This window comes from Allobosea sp. 05T439 (assembly GCF_056396005.1).
Genome location: NZ_JBFTKP010000001.1, coordinates 324,927 through 341,380, shown reverse-complemented (window position 1 = coordinate 341,380; position 16,454 = coordinate 324,927). Strand labels below are relative to the sequence as shown.

Below are 16,454 nucleotides of genomic sequence, written 5' to 3'. Positions count from 1 at the left end.
CCGCGCCCGAATACAATTGGTGGCGGGGGCGCAGTATCATGCGGATCTATATTTCGGCGGATATCGAGGGCATCGCCGGTGTCGTGACGCGCGAGCACACGCGCCCCGAAGGGTTTGAGTATCAGTCGGCGCGCATCTGGATGACCGACAGCGTCGCCGCCGCCGCCAACGCCGCCTTCGCGGCTGGGGCGAGCGAGGTCGTGATCAGCGACAGCCATGGCAACGCGCAGAACCTGCTGCTGGACCGCCTGCCCAAGGCAGTCCAGGTCGTCCGATCGTGGCCGCGCCCGCTCTCGATGATGCAGGGCATGGAGTCGGGCGACTATGCCGGCGCGCTTTTCATCGGGTACCACGCTGGCGCCACCAATCCGGACGGCATCCTGGCGCACACCTTTCGCAGCGCTTCGCTGCGCGAGGTTCGCGTCAATGGCGTCTCGGCCCCGGAAGCGATGATCAATGCCGCGATCGCCGGGCATTTCGGCACGCCCGTGCTGCTGGTCAGCGGCGATGATGTCTGCATCGAGGAGACCAGGGCGCTCCTGCCCGATATCGAGGCCGTCACGGTCAAATGGGCGCATAGCCGCCTCTCGGCGCGCACCTTGATGCCGGAGGCCTCGTACGAGCTGATTGCCGAGGGCGTGCAGCGCGCCATCGCACGCCGGGCGGGAATCGTCCCCTATCGGCTGCCGGGCCCGATCACGCTGGAACTCAGCTTCCTCTATCGGCAGCCGGTCGAGTACCTCGTCATGCTCAAGGGCATCGAGCGCCTCGACGCGTTCACGGTGCGCTACATCGCCGATGATATCCTCGATTTGCAGCGTTTCCTGGTCTTCGCATTAGGATATAGTTCTAATTTGCAATAGCAGGACGAAACATCCCGTTCGCGGTCCATGCTTCAGGCCGCCGGTACCCCGACAAGACTGGCTCATCCATGCTGCGTTTCATCCTGACCCGCGTCAGCCTGGTGATTCCGACCTTCATCGGCATCACGCTGCTCGCCTTTTTCCTGATCCGGCTGGTCCCGGGCGATCCGATCGAGACCATGGCCGGCGAGCGTGGCATCGATCCGGCTCGCCACGAGCTTTTGCGCAAGGAGTTCGGCTTCGACAAGCCGGTTCTGACGCAATACGGCATCTATATCAGTCGCGTTCTGCAGGGTGATCTCGGCAAGTCGATCGTGACACGCGAAAGCGTCATCTCGGAATTCTCGGCGCTGTTCCCGGCGACGATCGAGCTTGCGCTATGCGCGATCTTCCTGGCGCTTGCGATCGGCCTGCCGGCTGGCATCCTGGCTGCGGTCAAACGCAACTCGATCTTCGATCACGGCGTCATGGGGCTTTCCCTGACCGGTTATTCCATGCCGATCTTCTGGTGGGGCCTGCTGCTGATCCTGCTATTCTCTGTGCAGCTCGGCATCACGCCGGTCTCCGGCCGCATCGCGGTGCAGTATTATATCGAGCCGGTAACCGGCTTCCTGACGATCGACAGCCTGCTGGCGGGCGATTTCGGCGCCTTCAAGTCGGCGCTGTCGCATCTCGTCCTGCCGGCGATCGTCCTGGGTACGGTCCCGCTTGCGGTCATTGCCCGGATGACGCGCTCCGCCATGCTTGAAGTGCTCGGCGAGGACTATATCCGCACGGCGCGCGCCAAAGGCATGGCGCCTCTCAGGGTCATTGCGCTGCATGCGCTGCGCAATGCGCTCATTCCGGTGGTGACGGTCATTGGTCTGCAGGTCGGCGTACTGTTTACCGGCGCGATCCTGACCGAGACGATCTTCTCCTGGCCGGGAGTCGGCAAATGGCTGATCGAGGCGATCAGCCGGCGCGACTATCCGGTCCTGCAGGGGGGCACCCTGTTGATCGGCGTCGTCGTCATGAGCGTCAACCTCCTGGTCGATCTGCTTTACGGCCTGATCAATCCACGCATCAGACATGCGCGCTGAAGGACCTGTGATCGTGACATGGCTGATTTCTTCGCGGGACGCTGACAGATGACCGCCGAAACGCTTGAAGCACCCTCCGCTGCCGTACCGGCTGGCACGCCGCCGCATCCGCTGCGCGAATTCTGGAGCTATTTCAGCGCCAATCGCGGCGCGGTTGCCGGGCTCGTCGTCATCGTCGCGGTGTTGCTGATGGCGGTGTTCGCCGACGTCCTCTCGCCGCACTCGCCCTATCTCACCAACAATGCCGTCTTCCTCAAGCCACCCTTCTGGCAGGAGGGTGGCTCGCTGGCCTATCCGCTCGGCACCGACGCGATCGGCCGCGATATCCTGTCCCGACTGCTTCACGGTGCCCGTCTCTCGCTGGTGATCGGCATCGTGGTCGTTGCCATCGCCATGGCGGCAGGCATCGCGCTCGGCCTTGTCGCCGGCTTCTTCAAGGGCATCACCGAAATCGTCATCATGCGTCTGATGGACATCGTCCTGACGATGCCGAGCCTGCTGCTCGCCATCGTCATCGTCGCGATCCTCGGGCCGGGCCTGATGAACGCGATGCTGGCGGTCGCCATCGTGGTGCTGCCGCACTATGTCCGCATCACGCGTGCGGCGGTGATCGGCGAAACCTCCAAGGACTATGTCATCGCAGCCCGCGTCAGCGGTGCCGGCACGCTACGCCTGATGTTCAAGGAAGTGCTGCCGAATTGCGCCGCCCCTCTGATCGTCCAGGCGACGCTCGGCGTCTCCACCGCGATCCTCGACGCGGCGGCGCTCGGCTTCCTCGGCCTTGGCGCCCAGCCGCCGACGCCCGAATGGGGCACGATGCTGGCCGATGCGCGTGAATTCGTGCTGCGCGCCTGGTGGGTCGTCACCCTGCCGGGCCTGATGATCCTGATCACCGTGCTGGCGTTCAACCTGCTCGGTGATGGCCTTCGCGATGCCCTCGATCCCAAACTGAAGCGCTGACCATGCCGCTGCTCGAAGTTGAGAATCTGAGTGTCGAGTTCCCGACCTCTACGGGGGTGATGCGGGCGGTCGACGGTGTCAGCCTGTCGCTCGAGGAAGGAGAGATCCTCGGGGTGGTCGGCGAGTCCGGTTCAGGCAAGAGCGTCACCATGCTCGCGCTGATGGGACTTGTCGCATATCCCGGCCGAATCAAGGCCGACCGACTCGCCTTTGCCGGGCGCGACCTGCTCAAGATCTCCGATCGGGAGCGCCGGAAGCTCACCGGCAAGGATGTCGCGATGATCTTCCAGGAGCCGAGCACCAGCCTCAATCCCTGCTTCACCATCGGCTTCCAGCTGGCCGAGACGCTGAAGGCGCATGAGGGGATGGATAGCAAGGCGGCGCGCAGGCGCAGCATCGAGCTGCTCGAACAGGTTGGAATCCCTGCGCCGGAAAGCCGCCTCAAGGCCTTCCCGCATCAATTGTCCGGCGGCATGAACCAGCGCGTCATGATTGCCATGGCGATCGCGTGCAACCCCCGGCTGCTGATCGCCGACGAGCCGACGACGGCGCTCGACGTCACCATCCAGGCGCAGATCCTCGATCTCCTGATGTCGCTGCAGAAGGAGCGCGGCATGGCGCTCGTCCTGATCACTCATAATATGGGCGTGGTCGCGGAGACTGCGCAGCGCATCATGGTGATGTATGCCGGGCAGGTGATGGAGGAGCGCAATGTGGCGTCCCTCTTCGCGGCCCCCCAGCATCCCTATTCCGCAGCACTTCTTGCCGCCCTGCCGGAGCGCAGCGAAGGCGAGCACCGGCTCGCGACGATTCCCGGCATGGTTCCCGGCCCGCATGACCGCCCGCAGGGGTGCCTGTTCAGCCCGCGCTGCGCCTATGCCACGGATCATTCGCGCCTTGTGCGCCCGGATCTCCGGCCCTGGCAGGGAGGGCAGATCCGCTGCCACTACCCGCTTGGCGATCCGGAGCGGGAGAAGGCCAGAGCGGCGGGTGGCATTCACCCCGTGACGGTGGAGAGCACATCGTGAGCACTCCCATCGTCACAGCGCGCGAGCTGACACAGGTCTATTCGGTCAATCGCGGCTTCCTCCGCGCGCCGGCCCAGTTGCAGGCGGTCACCGGCGTGTCCTTCTCCGTGGAAGCCGGCAAGACGCTCGCCGTCGTCGGCGAATCCGGTTGCGGGAAGTCGACGCTCGCCCGCATGGCGACGCTGATCGAGAAGCCGACTTCGGGCGCGTTGATGCTCGACGGTCTTGACGCCGTCACGCCTCCTCCGGGCGAAGCCAAGCGCCTGCGGCGAACCGTGCAACTCGTCTTCCAGAACCCCTATGGCTCTTTGAACCCGCGCAAGAAGATCGGCGCGATCCTGGAAGAACCACTTCTGATCAATACCGCGCTGACGAAGGCGGAGCGGACAGAGCGGGCGCGGGCGATGATGGCCAAGGTCGGCCTGCGTCCGGAACACTACAACCGTTATCCGCATCAGTTCTCGGGGGGGCAGCGCCAGCGCATCGCGATCGCGCGCGCGCTCATCCTCTCGCCGAAGCTGCTGGTGGCCGACGAGCCGGTCTCGGCGCTCGACGTCTCGATCCAGGCCCAGGTGCTCAATCTGCTGGCCGATCTTCAGGACGAGCTCAAGCTCGCCTATCTCTTCATTTCGCATGATCTCGGCGTCGTGCGTCACATCGCACATGACGTGATGGTCATGTATCTCGGCCACGCCATCGAGCATGGCCCGAAGCATGCGATCTTCGCTCGGCCCTTGCACCCCTATACACAGGCGCTGCTGGCCTCGACGCCAAGCGTGGCGGCAGGAAAGCGAGAACGCATCGTGCTGCGCGGCGAGCTGCCGTCGCCGCTCGATCCGCCGAAGGGCTGCGTGTTCTCGACCCGCTGCCCCTATGTGACCGATCTCTGCCGGGCCGAGCGCCCGGTGGCGCGCCAGCTGGATGAGCGGCTCGTCGCTTGCCATTACGCGGAACGCTTCCTGGCCGAGGCGGCCTGAGCTGCAAGCGCGTGCAGTCGCGGTCGACTTCGATCGACCGCGACAGTGTTGGGACGTGGTTTTTGTTGAAGATCGGGGGGCGGCCGCGTCAGGGCTGATTGCCTGCGTTCGCCGCGGTTGCCCCGCCTTACGCCACCATTGATCTGGTCCAGTGGCCGGTCGCGAATGTCCTTCGCCCAGCCGTTCCGTGTTAATATCGGCCTGTGCGACAAGGTCGTTGCGACAGGAGGCTTGTGATGATTCTCCAGCTCGGCAGTACAGCACCTGATTTCGAGGCCGAAACGACGGAAGGGCGAATGCGCTTCCACGACTGGATCGGCGATTCCTGGTGTGTGCTCTTCTCCCACCCCAAGGATTTCACGCCGGTCTGCACGACCGAGCTCGGCTACATGGCCAAGATCAAGCCCGAGTTCGATCGGCGCAACGTCAAGATCATCAGCTTCAGCGTCGACCCGGTCGGGAACCATGCACGCTGGGCGGAGGACATCGGGGAAACGCAAGGCCACAAGCCGAACTACCCGATGATCGGCGATCCGGATCTGGAGATCTCCAAGCTCTACGGCATGCTGCCGGCCAGCACATCCGGCACCTCGGATGGCAGGACGCCGGCCGACAACCAGACCGTGCGCAATGTCTTCGTCATCGGGCCCGACAAGAAGATCAAACTGATCCTGGTCTATCCGATGACGACAGGGAGGAATTTCGACGAGGTTCTGCGTGTCATCGATTCACTCCAGCTGACGGCGAAGCACCGGGTCGCGACCCCCGCCAACTGGAAGGAGGGTGAAGACGTGATCATCGCCGGCTCGGTGTCGAACGATGAAGCGAAGCAGCTCTATCCGGATGGCTGGAGGGAACCCAAGCCCTATATCCGCATCGTGGCGCAGCCTGGGGGCTGAGAGAGACTTTGCCTCAAGCGATGCTCGCTACAGTCGCAGTAAGGCGACGAGCTGTGGGAGCAGGATTGCAGCCCGCCCGTGGCCGGTTCTGCGCCAGAGGGACGGCTGGTTGCATCAGCGCCCGTCAATTCCTCGCTTTGGCGTTGCGACTCACCAGCTGACCTTGATGCCGAGCCTGCCGTCATAGGCATGCGAGCGGCCGTTGAGGCCGATCGAGTAGCCGGCGCTGGCGTAGAGGGCGGTGTTCCTGGTCATCTGCGCGTCGGCGCCGACCTTGAACTCGGCCCAGCTGCCGCCGAGATCGGCGCGAAACGGGATGAAGCCGGTGGCCGAGGAGAACGCGGTCTTGGGATTGCCCATGAACTCGTTCCAGAGGCTGGCCTTCAGCCAGGCGGTCAGCATCCGCGGTTTGACGCCGCCAGTGGCGTCCTCCAGCGTCCAGCTTCGCGCAAGGCGGGCGCCGATCCGGCCGGCGAGTGAGTCGGCATCGGAGAAGCGCACCAGCGCTGCCGAGTCGGAGGCGCTCCCGTTCGAAATCGTCTGATAGACCAGTTGCGCCTGCGGCTCGAGGATGACGCCGTAGCCGAGCTGGAGCGGATAGCCGCCTTCGAGCGAGGCGGCAAAGCCGAACGCGTCGCGGTTGAGGATGAAGCCGCGCTTGGAATCGGCCTTGGCATCGTACCAGGTGCCCTGGACGACGCCGTCGAGATACCAGCCCGACGGCCCGAAATGGGTCCAGTAGCCGCCGAGCGAGTAGGCATCGATGGTGTTCCGCCCGGCCCTGATGCCGTTGAAATGGGTGACGTCGCTCTCGATCCGGCCAATCGCGGCATAGATGCCGGCATGGTCTCGCGAGCCGTCGGCGCTCACGCTGCGATAGAGGTCGAGACCGGCCTGGAAGGCATAGAGGTCGTAGTCGTAATTCGGGCCGTTGCGGAAGATGCCCCAGGGCCCGCCATCCTGGTTGCCATGGGTGCCGATGATCCGGGCCCAGCCGGCCGAGGCATAAGAGCGACCGGGTGCGGCTGCGCTCGCCGGCAGCCGCACGGTGGTCGTGCAGCGAAAGTTCTTGTCGGGGTTCTTGCACCAGATCGTGCGCTCCTCGCTGACCGCCGGCGCTTCCAGCGGCGCGAGTTCGCCGACGCGCTCATGCAGGCTGTCGATCAGGGTACGGCCATAGATCAGCTGCATCGCCGGCAGCGCCGCATAGAGCGAGGTTTCGCGGCGAAAATCCGGGATGCCCGTTCCTGGTGGAGATGGCGTCGGTCCGGGACCGGGCGGCGCAGGGGTTATCTCGGAGCGCAGGTACCAGTTTTCCGGACCCGAGGCGTCGACGCTGCTGCGGTACAGTGAATACTCATAAGGGCCCGCGACCACCGGCTGGCCGAGCGCGAAGGCTCCAGGCACGGTCGTGCCACCATTGATCGCGTCGACCACCAGGATGCCGTTGCCGATGGTGAGATTGCCCGGGCCCGTGGTGTTCGTCACGCGCAGGAACGAATTGCCACTGGCAACGCCGCCGTTGATCACCAGCCGGTCCGAGGGAGAGCCATCACTGCCGAGGAAGGTGTTGAGTCCGAGCGTTCCGCCCGCGCCCAAATAATTCCGTGTCGTCAGCGTCTTGTAGCTGCCCAGTATCGTTGGATCGCCACCCGGCGGCGTGAACTGGATCAGCCCGGCATTCGCAACCTGCTGCGTGACGGTCGAGTTCGCGGTGACCGTCCAGGTGCTGGTCGGGTCGACCGTGACATTGGTCACGTCGAAGGCCGCCCCCGTCCATTGCGAGCCGGTTGCGAGGCTGATGTTGGCGGTGGTCTGCGCGGCGACGAGCGCATCGCCGGTCAGGACGCTCCCGTTCGAGGCGTCAAACTGCACGGCGGTTGGCTGCGCCGGGCCGAAGGTGCTGGCGAAGGTCTGGAGCAAGAGCCCGCCACCACCTGTCACGACCGTTCCAGCGGTTGTCAGATTGAGCGGGCCTTGTGCCTCCACCGCGGTCGAGGTCGCACTGGTCAGGCTGCCGCCCGACAGCCTGACGAGGTTCACGCTGGTTGGGGTGATGTTCAACGAGGAAAGGCCAACGGTGCCCGAACCCGTCGCCTGGACAGTCGTGCCGGTCAGGTCGATCAAGCCCGGCCCGCCGTTGATGAAGAGGGCGGCGCCGCCTGCTCCGGAGGTCGTCACGCGCGAAGCGCGCCCGATGACGGTGCCGTTGGAATCGACGCGGATGCCAAAAGCGTTCGTCCCCGTCGTGGTGATCGTGTTGTCGGTCATGTCGACGGTGCCGCCGAGGCCGGCATCGGCGCCGGCCGCAGCATTGCTCGAGGTCACAGTGATGGTCGTGCCGGTGCTGGTGATCAGGGCTCCGGCTCCCTGTGCCAGCAGGCCGCTGACCGGAATCGCGCCGACCAAGCTGAAGACCGAGCCGACGGGCCCTGCAGCGGTCGCGAGATTGGCCGTTTGGAGCACATAGGCGTTCGGGCCCTGCTCCGAGTTGATGGTGATGACGCTGCGCCCCGAGAGCGTGATGCTGCTGTTCGCTCGCGCCCAGGCGCCGGCGGCTGCATTCGGACCCTGAACTGTCACGTCCGCGATGTTGAGCGAGCCACCGTTGACGGCGAAAAGGCCGGTGCTGCCTGGCCCACCGGAGGCATTGTTGAGATTGACGGTCAATCCGTTGCCGATGGTGCCGAGCGCCACCGCCGTATTGTCGACGCCTATGCCGACATTGCCGGTGCCGTTCATTTGAAACGTCGACCGGGGAAGGATGCTGACCTGGCCGCCGTCATGGAGATAGATCCCCATCGAGCCGCCGCCATTCATCGTGACCGGAATGAGAACGTCCGCAATGACGCGGCTGCCGGTGCCCGAAGCCCCGAGACCGACGGAGTTGAACGCAGCCGTCGTGATGCTCGTGCCGCTGTGCAGATTGACGGTGCCGCCGCCCTCCGCGATCGCGCCATGGCCTGCCGAGATGGTCGGGGTTGCGGTCGCGGTGTTGTTGACGATGACGTTCGTGGCGTCGATTCTGCCGCCGATCGCGACAAGTCCTGCTCCAACGCCAGTCGTCGTGATCGAGACGCCGTTGAGAGTTGCGCTACTGGCGGCACCATTGGCGAGAACTGCGTGGCCGCCTTGGGTCAGGATGCTGAGATTGCCGTTCGGCACGGTGATCGCGCCGCCATTGGCCTGGAGCGCATTGCCGTTCAATGCCTGAAAGGTAATCGGGCCGGGAAGGGGCACCGCCAGACTGTCGATGACGAGCGTGCCACCGGTGACGTTGCTTGCGTTCGTGGCACCGGGCGTCGCGACATTCGTGCTGCCGACGACGGTCGTGGTGCCCGCCGTGACATTGATCGTCGCCGTGATCGTCGGTGGGCTCGGCCCGACCGTCTGGGCGCCGAGCGGGAGGGAGGACAAGAGCAGCCCGACGCTTGCTGCTCCGCAGGCTGGCAGGCCACTCGTAGGCACGACCCAACGGTACATCATTCTCATGATGCCCTCCGGTTGCGGTGGCCCTTGGTCCTACGCTTCTGTTCTCGCCTTGCGCCGAATCACCCGTGTTTCTGCCGAATCTGCAGATGCTGCCTGCAGCACGGACAACCGTCGATAGGGAAAACCCTGAGATACGGCGTTCGCGGTTTCGTTGGTTTCCATGAGATTAACGACGGCTCCCACGCAACATGGCCTCCGTGGCCGGTCGGCCATGGCGGTCATGTTGCGTGGGGTAGCCGGAGGGGCAGCGGTTGAGGACTTCGCCGCGTTCAGCGGATTCAGCGCAGCGGGGGAGCGTACAGGATTCCGCCCATGCTCCAGAGCTGGTTCAAGCCACGCGGGATGCCGAGGCGGGATTTCACACCAAGATTGCGCTCGTAGAGTTCAGAGTAGTTGCCGACGGCCTTCACGGCCCGAATGGCCCAGGCATTGTCGAGCCCGAGCATCTTGCCGAAACCACCCTCGGCGCCGATGAAGCGACGGACGTCAGGCTTGGCGGAGGCCAGGGCCTCGGCCGTGTTGGTTGAGGTGATGCCAAGCTCCTCGGCGTTCACGAGAGCAAAATTCACCCATTTGACGAAGGTGAACCAGGCGAAATCGTCACCGCGCGTCACCGGGCCAAGCGGCTCCTTCGAGATCACGTCAGGCAGGATGACGGCATCGGCGGGGCGAGGAAGCTTCAGGCGTTCGGCATAGAGCGCCGACTGGTCGCGCGTCAGCACATTGCATTCGCCAGCCTGGAAGGCCGCGAGAGCAGCGGCAGCCGTCGGGAAGGCACGCTCTTCATAGGTTATCGAGTTCGAGCGCAGGAAGTCGGAGAGGTTGAGTTGCGTCGTCGTGCCCGCTTCGACGCAAATCTTGGTGCGGTCGAGTTCGAGCGCCGAGGTTGCCGTCACCGACTTCATGATCATGAAGCCCTGGCCGTCGTGATAGGTCACGCCGGCGAAAGACAGGCCGAGCTCGGCCTCGCGCGCCAGAGTCCAGCTGGAGTTGCGCGAGAGCAGGTCGACCTGGCCGGCGCGCAGCGCGTCGAAACGCTGGCTCGCCGAAAGCGGTACGAAGCTGACCTTGGCCGGATCATCGAAAATCGCGGCCGCGACGGCCCGGCAGAAATCGACATCGAAACCCGACCACGCGCCTTGCGCATCCTTCTCGGAGAAGCCGATCAGGCCTTCGCTGACGCCGCATTGCAGGGTGCCGCGCTGCCTGACGGTGTCGAGCGTTCCGGCTGCGGCCGGCTGCGCCGCTCCCCAGAGCGTGACGGCCGCGAAACAGGCAAGCGCGCTGCGAAGGTAGGTCTTGGCCGCGTTCAGCATGACCATCGGTCTCCGGTTGGGACAGATTGCGGAATTGGCAGGGGGCTCGCGCAAGTCAGAGACTTGCACCGTGTCAGAGACTTGCACCGTGCCGGACGACGACCTTGGTGTTGAGCGGGACGCGCTCATACAGATCGATGATGTCGCCATTGGCGAGGCGGAAACAGCCGGACGAAATCGATTGGCCGATGGTCTCAGGCTGGTTGGTGCCGTGGACCCGGAAAACCGTCGAGCCGAGATAGAGCGCTCGCGCTCCCATCGGGTTCCCCGGACCGCCGGCCATGAAGCGCGGCAGATAGGGCTGGCGTGCGATCATCTCCGGCGGCGGGCGCCAGTCCGGCCATTCCGCCTTGCGGCTGATCTTGACCAGGCCCGACCACTGGAAGCCTTCACGGCCGACGCCGATGCCGTAGCGCAGAGCGCGGTTATTGCCCTGGACGACATAGAGGAAGCGTTCCGAGGTATGAATCACCACGGTTCCCGGCGGCTCGTTGGAGCGGAACAGCACGGCCTGACGCGCGTAGGGGCCGTCGGCGACAACGGTTTCCTCACCCGAAATGCGCCCCGGCTCGTCACCGATGTCGAGGGTCTCCGCCTCGCCGGCCTTGGGGGCCGCGAATGCGCTGCCGGGCAGTGTCGCGACAGCACCCAAGGCCAGAGCCGCAAGGCCGAGGCAGGTTCCAGCGATTGTCTGCTTCCGTCCGCTTACCCGCATACTGCTCACTCCCGGATTGTAAGATGCGCTCAGGCTCCGCAGCGCACGAAGATGAAGGTTCCATAGCGGCGATGCGCGTCGGGATCGACGAAGCGCATGACCAGCTCCCTGTCKGTCGCGGACAGGATTTCGCGATCCTGCGGGTCCCCGGCGGGAGCCTCGAAGCCGAGGAAGTTTCTGCCGCCCGGTCCGCCCTTGAGCTTGAGCTCATAGAGCTTGGGATCGTCGGCGACATGCATCATGACGCCGTCGGTCGGGCCCTTGGTGATCGAGTAGGGCATGTTGCACTGGGCCTTGGCCTGGGCCTCGGTCCGCTTGCGGTCCTTGTCGGCGTGGAAGGAGGCGATGCCCCATTTCCCGATCAGGCGCTCGCGCGGGATGCTGCTCGGTCCAGCTGCGGCACCGGCGGACGAGCTGCCTGCATTTTCACTGGTTCCGGCGCAGCCTGCTGCGGCCAGCGTGAACGCCGCCGCGGCGAGGCGGGTCAGCATGCCAGATCGAAGAGAAGTTGTTCTGGGAGGGTTTGCACCGCCTGAATGGTGCAGAATTGCCGGGAAAGTGGCTTGGCCTCTGTCGTGTTGCGGTACCACATTACACTCCAGCATCTTCGGACACAGGTCATCATGGACGAAGCCGCCGGCAGAATTCAAGCCATCACTTGCACAAGCATCGATGTATCTTCCGCTGCGAGATCTATGACCTTCCCCACGCGGTGTTGAACGCGCCTGAACAGCGCAGGCGCCTCCCTGGTTATTGGCCTGGAACGGAGTTGGGGCGCGCTTGCAAGCCCAGGAAATGCCGGATGACCGGTTTGTCATGGCCTGTATGGAATTTCGTGACTTCCGCCTGGATATCGGCATCGGCCTGCGAGACACGCCTGTGCTGACGCAGATGCTCGGCCCAGGACTCGACCATGAACCATTCAAGGATGCAGTCGGGGTCGGCGGCATCCTCGCTGACGCCCCAGGCGAAGGCGCCGTCCCGGCGCCGCTCCGGAGCGAGCCGCGCCACCGCCTCGAGGAAGGCGGCCCGGCTTTCGCGAGCGACACGGTACTCGATCGTGATGGTGACGGGGCCGCGATCGTGTTCGACCGGATCGGCGATCGCCGGCTCCGGCCAATGGGTCGAGGGGGTGAGATCGGCCTCGCCCGCCGGTAGCCGCAGGCGCAGGACCGCAACGGCGACCAGCGCGAGCGCGAGTGCTGCGACGAGCAAGGTGGCATGCAGCCCGATTGCTTCGGCAACAAGCCCCCAGAGCAGGCTTCCGGCGGCCGACGCGCCGTTGAAGATCGTGAGGTAGATCGCCAGGCCGCGCCCGCGCACCCAGTTTGGCAGAATGGCCTGTACCGTGCCGTTCAGCGTCGTCAGCGCAGCGATCCAGGCGCCGCCCAGGACGAGCAGCATGAGAATGGCGAGCCATTGCGGTGGCACCGCCGCCAACGCCGCCGTCACGGCGGCCGTGACGAGCGCGGCGCCGAGCATGATGCCGTCGGCATCGAGATGGGCCCGGATCCGCGGGAGCACGATGGCCCCTGCGATCGCGCCGGCTCCTACAGCTCCGAGAAGGAGGCCATAGAAACCGGCGCCCCCGCCGAGCAGCTGTCGGGCAACGAGGGGCAACAGCGCCCAAATGGCGCTGGCGCCGGCGAAGAACAGGACGGCCCGCAGAAGAACCAGGTGAAGCTCTCGACTGGCGCGGGCGTAGCGCAGCCCCGCCCTGAAAGCGCCGCCGAAATGTTCGCGGAGCTCGTCATCGGCGCCGGCGGGGCGCTGCCACCAGACCAGTGCCGCGATGACGAAGACATAGCTCAGGACGTCGGCGCCATAGGTCGAGGCGGCACCAAAGGCCGCCAGGAGCGCGCCGCCGGCGGCAGGGCCGATCGCGCGGGCAATGTTGATGCCGAGCGAGTTCAGGGCGACGGCATTGCGCAGCTCGGTCATCGGCACGAGCTCGGGGACGATCGATTGCCAGGTCGGCCCCATCAAGGCCGCGCCGACACCGCCGATGAAGGTCAGCCCGACCAGAAGTTCGATCGTCAGCCGGTTGGTCAGGGCCAGCGTCATCAGGACAGCGCTGGTGCAGCCCAGCAGCAGCTGGACGCCGATCAACAATTTCCTGCGGTCGACGATGTCGGAGAGCACGCCGGCCGGGATCGCGAGGAGGAAGATCGGCAAGGTACCGGCGACCTGGATCATGGCGACAGCCGCAGGCGAGCCGGAGAGATCGGTGACCAGCCAGCCGCTTGCGACGTCGCGCATGAAGGAGCCGACATTGCCTAGGACCGTGGCCGCCCAGAGTACGGCGAAGACGGAGTGCCGTAGCGGCGCGAAGGCCGAAGACGCCGGTCTGGCTGCGGTATCGTGCGGCACTTGGGTCATCAGACTCGTGCTCCCCGGCTCGAACGGGCGGAAAGCACTGCCAGCAGCGCCAGCCCGCCGGCAATCGAGACATGCTCGAAGAAGATGTTCTGATGCAGGAAGCGCTCGCCCGCGGGCTTCAGCCAGAAGGCATGGGCATAGAGTGTCGCGAGGATCGTGAAGCCGGCCAGCGCCGCCGCGCCGATCCAGGCATAGCGGCCGCCGGCAATCAGCAATGCGGAACCGCCGAGCTGCGTCAGGATGACGAGCGTGGCGAAGAATGCGGCAGGCTCGAGCCCGGTCAGACCGCGGACCTCGGCGGTCGCTCCCGCGAAATCGAACAGCTTGGCGATGCCGCTGAGCATGAAGGGCAGCGCCACAGCGACGCGGGCGAGAACAACCAGCCAGGGCTGGCCAAGGAGCCGTTCGACGGCGTGCTGAGCGGAAGAGAGTGGCGAACCGGGCATGATCGATCCCTTCGTGCGCTCAGAAGGCCCAGCAGGAGCAGCCCAGTGCTCCCCAGAACGAACCCTCGTCGCGCACCGGCACGGTTGCGGCCAGGGCCGAAGCATGTGCGTGTCCGTGGACGCCGCACGCGCTGGCACAGCCGCAGGCGGCCGCGAAGGCATATTTGCGGTCATCCATGCCCGCACGCTTCTGATATCCGCCGAAGGTCCTGACCGGCGACCAGTCCGGCATGGCCGGCGGCAGTGGCGGGGCAAGCCCGGCATAGTCGCCGGTGCCGTGAACCGGCTTGCCGCCGAGCAGCGTTAGCACGCTCTCGATGTCCTGGATCTCATCCTCCGGCACGGTCATGTAGTCGCGATCGAGCACGACGAGATCGGCAAGCTGGCCGGTCTTGATCTGGCCCTTCTTGCCTTCCTCAGTCGAGAACCAGGTATTGGCCTGCGTCCAGAGCCGAAGCGCGCTTTCGCGGTCGAGCAGGTTGCGCTGCGGGTAGAGCCTGAGGCCGCCCAGCGTCTTGCCGGTCACGAGCCAGGCGAGCGAGACCCAGGGGTTATAGCTCGCGACGCGGGTCGCGTCGGTGCCGGCACCGACGGGGACGCCGGCCTCGAGCATGCGCGCGATCGGCGGTGTGCGCTCGGCCGCCCTGGCGCCATAACGTTCGACGAAATCCTCGCCCTGGAACATCATCCGGTGCTGCACGGCGATGCCGCCGCCGAGCGCTGCGATGCGATCGATGTTGCGATCGCTGATCGTCTCGCAATGGTCGAAGAACCAGTGCAGCCCCTGCAAGGGCGTGTCGCGGTTGACCTTCTCGAAGACGTCGAGCGCGCGGGTGATGGTCTCATCGTAGGTGGCATGCAGGCGCCAGGGCCAGCGGTTCTCGGCGAGCAGCCGCACGACGGGTTCGAGATCGCCCTCCGTCGTGGACGGCATGTCCGGTCGCTCGACCCTGAAATCCTCGAAATCCGCGGCCGAATAGACCAGCATCTCGCCAGCGCCATTATGGCGATAGAGATCATCGCCCTGGCCGGGTTTCACCTGGTTGGCCCAGCCCGCGAAATCGGCGAGCTCCTCCTTCGGCTTCTGCGTGAAGAGATTATAGGCGAGCCGCAAGGTCAGCTCGCCTGCGGCATGCAGTTTCTCGATGATTGCGTAGTCATCCGGGTAGTTCTGGAAGCCGCCGCCTGCATCGATGATGCTGGTCACGCCGAGCCGGTTCATCTCGCGCATGAAATGGCGCGTCGAGTTGAGCTGGTACTCGGGCGGGAGCTTGGGGCCCTTCGCCAAGGTGGCATAGAGGATGTTGGCGTTGGGCTTGGCAATCAGCAGTCCGGTCGGGTTGCCGTTTGCATCGCGCTGGATCTCGCCGCCCGGTGGATCGGGCGTCTCCTTGCCGTAACCGACGGCGCGGAGGGCCGCGGCGTTGAGCAGGGCGCGGTCATAGAGATGCAGGATGAAGACCGGCGTCTCGGGGGCGATCACGTTGATCTCGTCGAGCGTCGGCAAACGCTTCTCGGCGAATTGATGTTCGGTGAAGCCGCCGATCACCCGCACCCATTGTGGCGGCGGGGTCACCGCGACCTGGCGCTTCAGCATCTCCATCGCCTGGGCAAGCGAGCGCACGCCGTCCCAGCGCAACTCCATATTGTAGTTCAGCCCGCCGCGGATGATGTGCATATGGCTGTCGATCAGCCCCGGAATGACACGCCGGCCGCCGAGGTCGACGATCGCAGTCGTCGGGCCGGCCAGAGCGCGCATGTCCTGTTCCGCTCCGACACCGATGAAACGGCCATCGGAGATGGCAGCCGCCTGCGKATCGGGGTTTCTGCGGTCCAGAGTGCTGAAGCGTCCGTTCACGAGAAGAAGGTCGGCGGTCATGGCGGCTTGTCCTGTCGTCGATGTCTGGGCGGCGGCCCGGCCGCCGAGCAGCGTGGAAAGCGCGCCGGCCGCGCCGCCGAGCGTGGTCTGTCTGCGGGTCGGGTTCATGAAGGCTTGCTGCCGGCATCGTTGCGTTCGGCCTGCTTTTCGGCGGAGCGCGCGGGCAGGGCGCCGAAAAGGTGCTCGCCGCATTCGCTCCTGAGCCAGCTGATGCTGAGCCGCTCGCCCGCCAGGACGCGCTTGGCGATCGGCACGATCTGCTCCCCGGCCAGGATGCCGAGGAGACCGATCAGCGCCACCACCGGTGGCGCTGGCGAGCGGACATTTAGCAGGCTGTAGATGATGCCGACCAGCAGGCCGGCCCCCAGGGCCAGCAGATAGGGCTTCATATCGACCTCCCTTGGGCTCTGGCCGCCCGACA

The 16,454-nt window shown here is 65.4% G+C and carries 14 protein-coding genes; 6 read left to right on the top strand and 8 right to left on the bottom strand.

Translation table 11 applies throughout. From position 1 onward, the window contains the following. Window positions 1-38 precede the first annotated feature (38 nt). The 6 genes from AC1DIO_RS01515 (at window position 39) to AC1DIO_RS01490 (ending at window position 5,806) form a co-directional block, all read left to right on the top strand. Entirely contained in the window at window positions 39-863 is an 825-nt protein-coding gene (locus AC1DIO_RS01515) for a M55 family metallopeptidase (RefSeq protein WP_441504269.1), read from the top strand. A 68-nt stretch (window positions 864-931) separates the two neighbouring features. Beyond that, window positions 932-1,942, top strand: coding sequence for an ABC transporter permease subunit (locus AC1DIO_RS01510; protein ID WP_069879020.1), 1,011 nt, complete (start codon window positions 932-934; stop codon window positions 1,940-1,942). A gap of 48 nt (window positions 1,943-1,990) precedes the next feature. Continuing rightward, complete coding sequence (locus AC1DIO_RS01505; RefSeq protein ID WP_441487818.1) at window positions 1,991-2,902, top strand: ABC transporter permease subunit; 912 nt, start codon at window positions 1,991-1,993, stop codon at window positions 2,900-2,902. Window positions 2,903-2,904: 2 nt separating this feature from the next. Further along, a complete protein-coding gene (locus tag AC1DIO_RS01500; RefSeq protein WP_441487819.1) occupies window positions 2,905-3,930 on the top strand; it encodes an ABC transporter ATP-binding protein in 1,026 nt (341 codons plus the stop codon). Then, window positions 3,927-4,907: a peptide ABC transporter ATP-binding protein gene (locus AC1DIO_RS01495; RefSeq protein WP_441487820.1), complete on the top strand. Its 981-nt coding sequence runs from the start codon at window positions 3,927-3,929 to the stop codon at window positions 4,905-4,907. The genes AC1DIO_RS01500 and AC1DIO_RS01495 overlap by 4 nt, the downstream gene beginning before the upstream one ends. Before the next feature lie 236 nt (window positions 4,908-5,143). Then, window positions 5,144-5,806, top strand: a complete 663-nt coding sequence (locus tag AC1DIO_RS01490; RefSeq protein WP_441504270.1) for a peroxiredoxin — start codon at window positions 5,144-5,146, stop codon at window positions 5,804-5,806. 150 nt (window positions 5,807-5,956) lie between these two features. On the opposite strand, the gene AC1DIO_RS01485 is transcribed toward AC1DIO_RS01490, so the two are convergent. The 8 genes from AC1DIO_RS01485 to AC1DIO_RS01450 form a co-directional block, all read right to left on the bottom strand. Further along, complete coding sequence (locus AC1DIO_RS01485; RefSeq protein WP_441504271.1) at window positions 5,957-9,298, bottom strand: autotransporter family protein; 3,342 nt, start codon at window positions 9,296-9,298, stop codon at window positions 5,957-5,959. A 278-nt stretch (window positions 9,299-9,576) separates the two neighbouring features. Next, window positions 9,577-10,614, bottom strand: coding sequence for an amino acid ABC transporter substrate-binding protein (locus tag AC1DIO_RS01480; protein WP_441504272.1), 1,038 nt, complete (start codon window positions 10,612-10,614; stop codon window positions 9,577-9,579). Window positions 10,615-10,687: 73 nt separating this feature from the next. Then, on the bottom strand, window positions 10,688-11,329 hold the full coding sequence (locus AC1DIO_RS01475) for a L,D-transpeptidase (protein WP_441487823.1): 642 nt from the start codon (window positions 11,327-11,329) through the stop codon (window positions 10,688-10,690). 29 nt (window positions 11,330-11,358) lie between these two features. Beyond that, the gene (locus tag AC1DIO_RS01470; RefSeq protein WP_441487824.1) at window positions 11,359-11,820 is read right to left on the bottom strand and encodes a hypothetical protein; all 462 of its coding nucleotides are present in this window, start codon (window positions 11,818-11,820) and stop codon (window positions 11,359-11,361) included. A gap of 259 nt (window positions 11,821-12,079) precedes the next feature. Continuing rightward, window positions 12,080-13,708: an MFS transporter gene (locus tag AC1DIO_RS01465; RefSeq protein WP_441504273.1), complete on the bottom strand. Its 1,629-nt coding sequence runs from the start codon at window positions 13,706-13,708 to the stop codon at window positions 12,080-12,082. Continuing rightward, entirely contained in the window at window positions 13,708-14,154 is a 447-nt protein-coding gene (locus AC1DIO_RS01460; RefSeq protein ID WP_441504274.1) for a DoxX family protein, read from the bottom strand. Before AC1DIO_RS01460 ends, AC1DIO_RS01465 begins: the two co-directional genes overlap by 1 nt. A 19-nt stretch (window positions 14,155-14,173) precedes the next feature. Continuing rightward, window positions 14,174-16,141 carry an amidohydrolase gene (locus tag AC1DIO_RS01455; RefSeq protein ID WP_476853052.1) on the bottom strand — a complete coding sequence of 656 codons (1,968 nt, stop codon included), beginning with the start codon at window positions 16,139-16,141 and terminating at the stop codon, window positions 14,174-14,176. Beyond that, on the bottom strand, window positions 16,138-16,422 hold the full coding sequence (locus AC1DIO_RS01450) for a XapX domain-containing protein (RefSeq protein ID WP_441504276.1): 285 nt from the start codon (window positions 16,420-16,422) through the stop codon (window positions 16,138-16,140). Before AC1DIO_RS01450 ends, AC1DIO_RS01455 begins: the two co-directional genes overlap by 4 nt. Between the last annotated feature and the right edge of the window lie 32 nt (window positions 16,423-16,454).